Here is a 2,956-nt window from a genome sequence, read left to right as displayed (position 1 = left end):
GGCCGTCCCGACGGCGCCTTTCCTGGCGACCGGCCATCTCGGCCGCGAGCAGATTGCAAATCTTGCCGCGGCGCTCGAGCGCTACGGCCGCGAAGGGCTCTTTCGCGTGGTCATGGTGCATCATCCGCCGATCAGCAAGCCGGGGCGGCACTTCAAGCGTCTTGTCGACGGCAGCGAGTTCCGCGCGATGCTGGCGCGGCAAGGGGCCGAGCTCGTTATCCACGGGCACGACCATGTGCATTCCCTTATCGAGCTTGCGGGACCGCAGGGCCGGATCCCGATCGTGGGGGCGCCGTCGGCCTCGGCAGTGACACCGGGCCGCAACGATGGCGCCGGCTACAACCTCTACAGAATCGATGGCGGTCGCGACGGCTGGCGCTGCGAAACGATTTGGCGCGGCCTTGCGGGGGACGGCAGGGAGGTCGTCGAGATCAAGCGGATCAGGCTTCCCGGGGCAGGATAGTGTTCGCGAGCGACCAGCATACCGTCCCGAGAAGCCTAAACGCAACGCCCGCCGTCGACTTCGAGCACGTTGCCGGTGAGAAATGAGGCCTCTTCGGAGGCGAGAAACAGCGTCGCGTTGGCGACGTCTTCGACGGTCGCGAAGCGCCCGAGCGGCACCGTTGCTTTGAACTGCGCGCGCAGCTCCGGTGAGTCGCCGCCCATGAAGGTCGATAACAGCGGCGTCTCCGCCATCACCGGCGCGATCGCGCAGACGCGGATGCCGTCGCCCGCAAGCTCGACCGCCATCGATTTGGACACGAGATTCACCGCGGCCTTGGAGGCGTTGTACCAGGTCAGCCCCGGCCGCGGCCTGAGGCCGGCGGTCGAACCGATATTGATGATCACCCCCGATTTCTGCTTGCGCATGAGCGGCACCACCGCATGCGCGAAGAGGAAGATCGATTTGACGTTCACAGCCATGAGCCGGTCGAACTCCGCCTCATCCACCTCCAGCATCGGCCGGCGCACGTGACTCATTCCGGCATTGTTGACGAGGATGTCGATTCGCCCGAAGGCATCGACGGTCGCCTGTGCCGCTGCGTCCACGTCGGCACGCTGCGACACGTCGCAGCGCAGCGCGATCGCCTTGTTGCTGATCGCGGCGGCGGCTTGGCGTGCCGCCTTCTCATTGATATCGACGACGGCCACGCGCGCGCCCTCGCGTGCGAAAGTCTGCGCGATGCCTTGACCAAAGCCCGATGCGGCGCCGGTGATCAGTGCAACCTTGTTGTCGAGACGCATGTTGCTTCCCTTTCGCTCTACTGCTCCTCAGAGTACGCCTGTTGTCTCCGCGCAGCGGGATTATGATGCACTAAAAATCTGATGCGATGGCGAAAGTATTCCGGACGCCACAGCACCGGAGGGCCTAAAAAGCGACCAATGACATCCCGGCCAGGGTGTGGCCATGAAGGAAGAGTTCGGCAAATGTCATCGGGGATGCAGTCGGGGGCCGTTCGAGCGGGAGCGATAAGGTGTCTAACAGTGTATGCCGAAATTGCGGAGTGCCGCGCATAGCTGGTCCGAGGTATACGGCTTGCGGACGAATGCGATCAAAGGCGTATCCTTGAACAAGCTCCGGATATCGGCACTCTCCGCGCCGGTTGCGATCACGACCGGCAGCGATGGATGAGAGGTTCGGATTTCCCGGACCAGGAGGTCGCCACGCCGGTCGGGTAGGCCCATGTCGATAATCACCGCATCAACTCCACCAGGGATGAGGCCCAGTTTGCTAAGGGCATCGTTGGCCGATGCCGCCGTATCCACTTTGATGCCTGCCTCCTCCAGATACTCAACAGCGAGCATCTGTATCATCATCTCATCTTCGACAAGGAGAACCCGAGCCGGACTGGATTTTGCGTCGATGATATCGCGCAGCTTTTCGCTTAGAGCGGCCTGACTGAACGGCTTGGTCAGCAATTCAACGCCTGGGTCGAGGCGGCCTTCGTGCACGATCGCATTACGTGCATACCCGGTGGTGAACAGGACTTTGAGATTGGGCCGGCGCTTTCTGGCTTCATCCGCAAGTTGACGCCCGTTCATCCCGCCCGGCAGCCCGACATCAGTGAACAACACCGCCACATCGTGACTTTCCAGCATGTGGAGTGCGGTTTGAGCGTTGGATACCTCAATGACGGAATAACCGAGGTCACGCAGGTTATCCGTAGAATACGATCGAACATCGTCATCATCCTCGACGACCAGCACTGTTTCACGGCTCTTCCCGCTGGCGACAGACTGGACGATCTCTTCATCTGCGTCCTGTGCCGGAGCCGCATAGCGCGGCATGTAGATTTTGACCGTCGTTCCTTCGCCAACCTCGCTGTATATTTTGACGTGCCCGCGTGACTGCTTGACGAACCCATACACCTGCGAAAGCCCCAGGCCTGTTCCGTGTCCCAGGTCTTTGGTGGTGAAGAACGGATCGAAAGCCTTCGCCCTGACTTCCGCGCCCATGCCGATGCCATTATCAGTCACAGCCAGCATCACATATTGGCCGGGCATCACTTCCGCCTGCGCTGCCGCGTAGCGGTCATCGAGATGCACGTTCGCAGTTTCGATCGTGAGCTTGCCTCCTTTCGGCATGGCAGCGCGCGCGTTCACCGCGAGATTAATAATCGCGATTTCCAGCTGGTTCGGATCGGCCACGGCCCGCCACAGCCCGCCCGCAAGCACGGTTTCGATTGAAATGTGCTCGCCCAGCGTCCTCCGCAGAAGATCTGACATGCCGCTCACGAGGCGGCCAACATCGATGGGCTTGGGTTCGAGCGGCTGTTGCCGAGAGAAAGCCAGTAGCCGCTGAGTGAGCGACTCGGCGCGCCGAGCGCCACGCATGGCATTGTCTGCGGAGGGCTTCAGGCGATCGACATCAAGCCCATCGTCCCGAAGGTGGCGCTGCAGCGCCTCCAGATTGCCGATGATGACTGTGAGGAGATTATTAAAGTCATGGGCGACG

3 protein-coding genes are annotated in these 2,956 nt (G+C 61.6%); 1 reads left to right on the top strand and 2 read right to left on the bottom strand.

The window, feature by feature from the left end:
* Positions 1-463 (top strand): metallophosphoesterase (locus JOY90_RS02140; protein WP_291689523.1); only part of this gene is annotated, 463 nt, incomplete at its 5' end.
* A 35-nt stretch (positions 464-498) separates the two neighbouring features.
* Here the strand turns inward: JOY90_RS02140 and JOY90_RS02135 are convergent.
* Together JOY90_RS02135 and JOY90_RS02130 are read right to left on the bottom strand one after the other, a co-directional pair.
* Complete coding sequence (locus tag JOY90_RS02135; protein WP_291689522.1) at positions 499-1,245, bottom strand: glucose 1-dehydrogenase; 747 nt, start codon at positions 1,243-1,245, stop codon at positions 499-501.
* 234 nt (positions 1,246-1,479) lie between these two features.
* A partial coding sequence (locus tag JOY90_RS02130) for a response regulator (protein ID WP_291689521.1) occupies positions 1,480-2,956 on the bottom strand: 1,477 nt, incomplete at its 5' end.

It is taken from the genome of Bradyrhizobium sp. (assembly GCF_019242285.1).
GTDB lineage: Bacteria > Pseudomonadota > Alphaproteobacteria > Rhizobiales > Xanthobacteraceae > Bradyrhizobium.
This window is presented reverse-complemented; position numbering and strand designations above follow the sequence as displayed.

What these genes read in the sequence shown, in the direction of transcription:
- JOY90_RS02135 (WP_291689522.1), bottom strand. Translation starts at nt 1,245, where the DNA reads ATGCGTCTCGACAACAAGGTTGCACTGATCACCGGCGCCGCATCGGGC.